A 6,303-nucleotide genomic window follows, 5' to 3' on the forward strand; every position below is an offset into this window, starting at 1 on the left:
TGCTTATGTCCTTTAATCACATCTAGTAAAATTTTCTTGTCCAGATCTACGACCGTTGTTATGAAATCTTTATGTCCTTTTAAGTTACTAAACTCATCTAAGCTTATTCGTTCTGGTGCTTCCCACTCTTCCTTTTCTAGTTCTTGAGCACAGTTATTAAATATTAACTCAACTTCTGACCATCCTAACCCTTCTTCTCGACTTATTTCTTCGATACTACAATTTTTTACTCTCTCATAAATCATCGATTCATAGCGAATTGTGTGATGCTGTCTTAATCTCATAAAACTCAGTCTTTCGCTGATATACTTTTGGCACTTTTGACAATGAAACTGGCGGCGTGGTACTTCTAAATATACCGGATTGCCTAATCTTGACAAATCTCTGACTAGATTGTACTCTGTCTGATTGATTCTGTCCAAGGTTTGATGGCAATTCGGACATTCAATTGTTTCATTTAAAAGAGCGAGCTTTAGGAAAATTGTCTGAGCAATTTTTTGATAATTGACCACTGTTACATTTGGTAAATCGAGGAGTTGATCAAAATTTATCCACATAACTCACCTCCTGTTCTGTGTCCCTATTATACCATGCTCACACAGAACCTAGAAGAGCCAATCGTTTTTAACGAAGACTCAAACTGTTCAAAGTTTTGACCTTTTTGAAAAGCCTGGTCAATAAAACCTCGAAGGCTTCGCGTGGCAATATTTATTGGGGCTGTGATTAATTGGGTGATTTGAGCGCCAAGCTGACTGCCAATACCCATTAGAATACCATCTTTAATGGATATTCCCATGCTTTTCCCTGAAGAAGCAGCCGCCCGTTCCGCTTCATCAAGTCGCTTTTTAAGAGTGGTGATGTCAGCTTCAAGTTTTAAAACTAAAGTTCCAAGATTTGTCGTCATATTATTTGTCCCCAATGTCTCATTAATTAATCAATCTGGGACAAAAAATCAGGGGTCTTTTTTTTGACAAAATTTTGTCATTTTTTTAAAAGCACGTCGGACTCAGTTAAACTGTATATTTTGATACGTTTTCCGAACTTGAAACTAACTTGTAACTTTTTTTGTCAAGAGCGTCCTTTCTTGTTGATATAAATTTTTAATTAAAAGAACTGAAAGCTTTGATAAAAGCTAATCTATCAATTTATTTTGATGCAAGTTGGCATGACGTGAAATTTCAAGAGTTTGCCATGAAATTTCATCTATTTGTAACCCCACAGAGAAACAAAAACTATGTACACCACAACTTATAAAGGATATACAGGTAAATTTGAAATTGACTTTGACGATAATCTGATCTCTGGAATCGTCATTGACATCAAAGATGTGATTACTTTTCACGGCAAAACTATTGAAGAAGCTGTACAGTGTTTTCATGAATCTGTTGATGACTATCTAGAATTTTGCCAAGAATTAGGAGAAGAACCCGATCAACCTTTTTCAGGAAAGCTACCTTATCAAACAACGAAATTCATCGTAAAATCTATTTAGCAGCATCTAAAAAAGGTAAAAGTATCAATGCTTGGATGGATGAGGTTCTTTCTCAGAAAGCCCAATAAATTGTCGGCTAAAAATATTATAGATGACAATTTTTGAGAGTTAAAAGGAGAGATTTATATTACCTCGTTCCCCATCTCTTTTGCCAAAGATAATTTCCCTTACATAGCTTTATGAACGGTTACGAGGAAGGTTTTTGGGTAATGATTCGGTAGTAGTGGCGTAGCTCTCTTGCTTACCTGGTATGAATTGTGTAAAATATTTATGAATAAAAATAATTGGAACCGGGAGCATCTCACTTACGCGATAAGTAATTATACTTAGCCTAAAAGCCACTCTTAATCGTGTCTTGGAACGAAATAGAGGCTTTTAAAGACTGCGTACATGGAGAATTAAAACAAGAATTACCCTCGAAAAGCCTATTTTTCCACTAAGTATTTATGCTCATTGCAAAGGGGAGATGCTCCCTTGGAACCCGCTCAGTCTTTAAACCTCTAGCTTGATCATGACTTTTCTGATAAATATCTTTTTCTGGCTCCTGTCTGGCTTACTCAAATATCAGTCTAGCACCGAACAAAGTACCCCCTTCACCTCTATTCCCCTGTCAAGCGTTGTGGTTCTCACCATACTATCAAGAATGGTTCTATTCATAATGGAAAACCCAAACGTCAAGGTAAAGAATGTGGTCAAACGTTTGTGATCAATCCCACTAATAAAACTGTCTCTGACGAAACCAAACAATTAATTGATAAACTCTTGCTCGAACGAATTTACTTGCGAGGAATTGCTAGAGTAACAGGGGTAAGTTGGTCATGGTTACAAAACTATGTCAACAATAAACTGGCGGCTGTCCCCCGTCAAATAAAGGTTTCGGACAAACCAAAAGGTAAATTGGTTAGAGAATGTGATGAGATGTGGTCTTGGTTTTTTTCTAAGAGGATAAAGGTTTATATTTGGCGGTTAATTGATAGAAAGACAAGAGAAATTATTGGTGGCTATGCGCGGAGATAGGAGTCGTCAATCAGCCAAAAAACTTTGGGGCCAGTTTACCCGGTGTTTACCGACAATGCGCTGTTGCTTACACAGACTTTTGGGAGTCCTATAAGACAGTAATTCCTAGTAAACGTCATCGGGCAGTAGGTAAAGAAACTGGTCAAACTAATCCTATTGAAAGATTAAATAATACCTTTCGACAAAGGATTTCTCGGCTGGTGAGAGAGAGTCTATCTTTCTCTAAAAAAATGCAGAATCACGTTGGGGAGCCCTTTGGTATTTTATCCATGACTACAATGCACAGCAAAGCAAAGGATTAAGCCGCCATCACTACTACCGAATCACCACCGATGCTGATACTAATGAAACCATTAATTCAATTGGTATTCGTGGTGGCTTAGGTGATTTTCTTATATTTGATCATCTTGCAATAAAAACATCTCAAACTACCCCTGTTCCCGAACCTTCTACAATTTTGGGAATAGTAACATTAGGCTTAGGTGCCTTACTATCTAAAAAGCCTAAACGAGGGGATAGTAATGATGATTAGTTAATGTTTAAAGGGGACGTAAGTGATAATATTTGCGTCCCCTTTTGTAGATTAATTAAGTTTTAGGCTGAAATTGAGTGATTGATAAATAGCTGGATGATATCAGATATTGTTGTCTTAGGCTGTAACTTTAAACAGTAATTATAGCCTTGATCATAAAATATTAACTCTTGATTTTCAGGAACAAGAGAGCGAAACCAAATGGCAAAATTAGCACAATCTTCTAAATATCCATCTAAACTAATTCCTTGACCATCTCGATGTAATGCCCCATCTAATATAGTCCCTTTTTCTGGAATTTTAATAACCCATTCGATGCTATAATAATCATCGGGATTGGTTATGGTTTTAATCGTGGTATCATACCAATATTTTTCGAGATTTTCAATAAAATCTACTGGGTTAATTTTCCATGAGGTTGGCTGGTCTGGTGTAATTAGATATTCCATAAAAAACTTCTCCTTTTTACTTAAAGTAAAACAGCAACCGTGCCAGAGATATAGCGTTTTTCAGTCTGCTGAGGTACAAAAGTTATGGGTTTTAGGCAAAAGGCAAAAGGCAAGAGGCAAAAGGGAAGAAAAATAGGTGTACCTCACTAGCTTAGGAAACGCTATATTAAACTTACGGAGTAATTTTTCCAAAAATGGTACGGCTTCTCTCATATTAACAATTACCAACAGCTTAACAACAGGGGTTTTTGGGTCATTAATGACTGCTCCATAGCGACGAAATTCATTTTCTACATCGCCTTGAACTTTTGTCCGAATAAAAGGGGGTACATTAGAATGATCAACATAGGGACTATTAGCAGGATTTTCAATAAATTTAGCTTCCATAAGCTCTCCTGTTTCATAATTAATGCCATCTGCCCAAATTTCTTCTCCTCCATCTCGGACTCGAATTTCCTCATTACCACAATGTCTAATCTGAAATTGATAACGCTGATTATAGGTTGGTGTCAGTCTTCGCGGGAAATCTTTTGCCCAGTCTTGTATTAAGTTACCTAAATCTGTCATTCTTGATTGTAATTTAAGTTGATTAAAATTCGTCCAAAATAGCGCACCCGTCCTCAACGATACCACCCTCACCGTACCCGAAAATAGCCCATTAAACACCGTTGTCGGCACAATTAACGCCACTGATGCCGATAACAACCCCTTAACCTACAATATCACCGCAGGGAATCCTAACCTCGATGGCGACGGTATTTTCGCCTTTACCATCAATAGTAGCGGTCAAATTACCATGGCTGACTCCGATGACAAGGCTGTGGTCATCTCCCTACCCTAACTGATCACAAAATAACTTGATTATCTGGCTAACTTGACAAAAGTTGCTCAAAATATAACCTTAGCAACATAAATCGGCTTATCCCTAGGTAAATCCTTGCAGGAGTGCCATTATACCAGATATTTTCTCTCTGCATGGTTTATTTAATAAGCTCTGCTGATGAATGAAAAAAAAATAAACGGGACTTATAATTATTCGCCTCTACAATCTAAGCATTATCCCTAACCAGTGCTAAATTTTCTGACATCCAAGCTTGATTAATGGTTTTGCTGTCTCTAGAGACAGTTTTCTCCACTATTCGCTTACTTATCAACTTTATCTAACTCGAACTAAGTTTCGGGTGGATTCCCTATTGACTCTGTACTATCTTTTTCACACGAGGTATATCATGGCTATCATCTATGTTAAATCCGGTTCTACTGGTAATGGTTCCGCTTGGAATAATGCTTTTGACAGTTTAGCAAGTGCGAGCGCTGCTGCACTTGCAATTTTTTCTCTAGATCTCTTGCAAAAGTAATCAAGATATATCCTTTTGTCGGTAACGAAGTTCGTAATTGTAGATACCAGCAATCAAATTCAATCTCAGACCAAATCGCCGTCTGCGATTTCTGTATCTTGATGAAAGTATCCGAAATATTTTGAGACGACGATGAATATGTTCTATAACTATGCGCCGTTGTGATAACTGACGATTGGCTTTTTTTTGCTCTTTACTTAGTTTTTCTTTTTTCTTTTTTTTATGAGGAATTTGACTGTTTTGATGGCTGACTGACGGACACAAGTGGGTCAAAACCTGACAAGACAAGGGTTGCCAAAAAGAAAAATATCTGGGTAGATAGGGAAAAAGCAAGAATCCCTACAAGATGAAAACCGAGAACAGAATCTTCTCCCAAGTTTATTCCTATCTAGAACAAGGAAGCCGATTTGTGGATAAAAGACATTTAACCGTCCTCAGTTGGATGGTGACAGCCCTACTCAGTAGTCAAAGTCTCAATCAAGCCAGATGGGAACCCTTTGTACAAAGCAGAGCCGAACAAGCCAATAGTTATCAGAGACGGTGGAATCGCTTTTGCCAGAATGGAAGAGTAGGGGTGGAAAAGATATACATCCCCTTAATATTGAAAGCCATCGAGACTTGGAAGGAGAAGGGGGAAAGACTGTATCTAGCAATAGATACCACTCTGTTGTGGAATCAATACTGCTTTGTCTATCTAGCGGTGGTCTGCGGGGGGAGAGCCGTCCCCTTGATGTGGATGGGATTAGAACCTGGTAGTGCCAGCCTAGCTTTTGAGAAATACGAACCCTTGTTGGACAGAGCCAAAGGCTATCTTCAGGGCTTTGAGAATGTCATGCTGTTAGCCGACCGAGGCTTTGCCAATCAGCAATTAATTCAATGGCTCAGGAAAAATACTTGGCATTGGTGTCTTCGCTTACCTTGCGATACCCTCATTTACGGTGTTCGCCGTCGGGGTTTTGGCTATGAGGTCAGAGAACTCTATCCTCCCAAACGGCAAGCCTGCTTTTATCGCAACGTTCAAGTCTGGCAGGAGGCTAGAATCACTGCTCATCTTGCTTTAGCCTCTGTTCCAGGGGTTAAGGATAATTGGGCAATTCTGAGCGATGAACCTCCTACCCTTGACACCTTCTGGCAGTATGGTCTTCGTTTTCCCATTGAACATCTCTTTCTCGACAGTAAATCGGGCGTTTTTGACTGGGAACATTCTCGTGTTCGCTCTGCTGCTTGTTTAGTGGGACTTAAACGATCAACAAGAGTATAATAGAGTATAATCGTTAAAGAGTAAGCACTTTACGTTGAAAAATCGGCGATGAAAGAGACAACCCCAGCCGCGATGCCCCCATGCTTTGACCGATGGTGTCGGCGGTTTGACAATTGCTTCAAAAACGAAGCGCAAAAAAACGGCTTCAGACAATATTTAGGAGGATTATTAGGGGAAAGTGAGAGGAAAAACCT

General features: G+C 38.8%; 9 protein-coding genes and 4 pseudogenes. 8 read left to right on the forward strand and 5 right to left on the reverse strand.

The window, feature by feature from the left end:
- The coding region (locus H6G48_RS15485) for a helix-turn-helix domain-containing protein (RefSeq protein ID WP_190722414.1) at positions 1 to 557 on the reverse strand (557 nt) is incomplete at its 3' end.
- 26 nt (positions 558 to 583) lie between these two features.
- Complete coding sequence (locus H6G48_RS15490; RefSeq protein WP_190722415.1) at positions 584 to 904, reverse strand: hypothetical protein; 321 nt, start codon at positions 902 to 904, stop codon at positions 584 to 586.
- A 330-nt stretch (positions 905 to 1,234) separates the two neighbouring features.
- On the opposite strand from H6G48_RS15490, the gene H6G48_RS15495 reads away from it, so the two are divergent.
- From H6G48_RS15495 to H6G48_RS25785, 4 genes and pseudogenes are all read left to right on the forward strand, one after another.
- Positions 1,235 to 1,492, forward strand: coding sequence for a type II toxin-antitoxin system HicB family antitoxin (locus H6G48_RS15495; RefSeq protein ID WP_242034661.1), 258 nt, complete (start codon positions 1,235 to 1,237; stop codon positions 1,490 to 1,492).
- Complete coding sequence (locus H6G48_RS26915) at positions 1,483 to 1,560, forward strand: hypothetical protein (RefSeq protein WP_341275511.1); 78 nt, start codon at positions 1,483 to 1,485, stop codon at positions 1,558 to 1,560. The genes H6G48_RS15495 and H6G48_RS26915 overlap by 10 nt, the downstream gene beginning before the upstream one ends.
- A gap of 568 nt (positions 1,561 to 2,128) precedes the next feature.
- Positions 2,129 to 2,792, forward strand: a pseudogene (locus H6G48_RS15500) (IS1 family transposase); the annotation flags it as partial.
- 129 nt (positions 2,793 to 2,921) lie between these two features.
- Positions 2,922 to 3,041, forward strand: coding sequence for a PEP-CTERM sorting domain-containing protein (locus tag H6G48_RS25785; RefSeq protein ID WP_341275512.1), 120 nt, complete (start codon positions 2,922 to 2,924; stop codon positions 3,039 to 3,041).
- 62 nt (positions 3,042 to 3,103) lie between these two features.
- Here the strand turns inward: H6G48_RS25785 and H6G48_RS15510 are convergent, their stop codons facing one another.
- Positions 3,104 to 3,490 carry a hypothetical protein gene (locus tag H6G48_RS15510; protein ID WP_190722416.1) on the reverse strand — a complete coding sequence of 129 codons (387 nt, stop codon included), beginning with the start codon at positions 3,488 to 3,490 and terminating at the stop codon, positions 3,104 to 3,106.
- 60 nt (positions 3,491 to 3,550) lie between these two features.
- Positions 3,551 to 4,057: a restriction endonuclease fold toxin-2 domain-containing protein gene (locus tag H6G48_RS15515; RefSeq protein ID WP_341275513.1), complete on the reverse strand. Its 507-nt coding sequence runs from the start codon at positions 4,055 to 4,057 to the stop codon at positions 3,551 to 3,553.
- Positions 4,058 to 4,151: 94 nt separating this feature from the next.
- Between H6G48_RS15515 and H6G48_RS15520 the strand changes: the two are divergent.
- Positions 4,152 to 4,331: pseudogene (locus tag H6G48_RS15520) on the forward strand (cadherin repeat domain-containing protein); the annotation flags it as partial.
- Between the two features lie 388 nt (positions 4,332 to 4,719).
- A complete protein-coding gene (locus tag H6G48_RS26920) occupies positions 4,720 to 4,848 on the forward strand; it encodes a hypothetical protein (protein WP_277925619.1) in 129 nt (42 codons plus the stop codon).
- Here the strand turns inward: H6G48_RS26920 and H6G48_RS15525 are convergent.
- A pseudogene (locus H6G48_RS15525) lies at positions 4,849 to 5,094 on the reverse strand (transposase family protein); the annotation flags it as partial. It abuts the gene before it with no gap.
- Between the two features lie 100 nt (positions 5,095 to 5,194).
- Here H6G48_RS15525 and H6G48_RS15530 point away from each other — a divergent pair.
- Positions 5,195 to 6,109, forward strand: a complete 915-nt coding sequence (locus H6G48_RS15530; protein ID WP_190722418.1) for a transposase — start codon at positions 5,195 to 5,197, stop codon at positions 6,107 to 6,109.
- 48 nt (positions 6,110 to 6,157) lie between these two features.
- Positions 6,158 to 6,303: pseudogene (locus tag H6G48_RS15535) on the forward strand (IS701 family transposase); the annotation flags it as partial.

It is taken from the genome of Microcystis flos-aquae FACHB-1344 (assembly GCF_014698375.1).
In the GTDB taxonomy this organism is placed as follows: domain Bacteria; phylum Cyanobacteriota; class Cyanobacteriia; order Cyanobacteriales; family Microcystaceae; genus Microcystis; species Microcystis aeruginosa.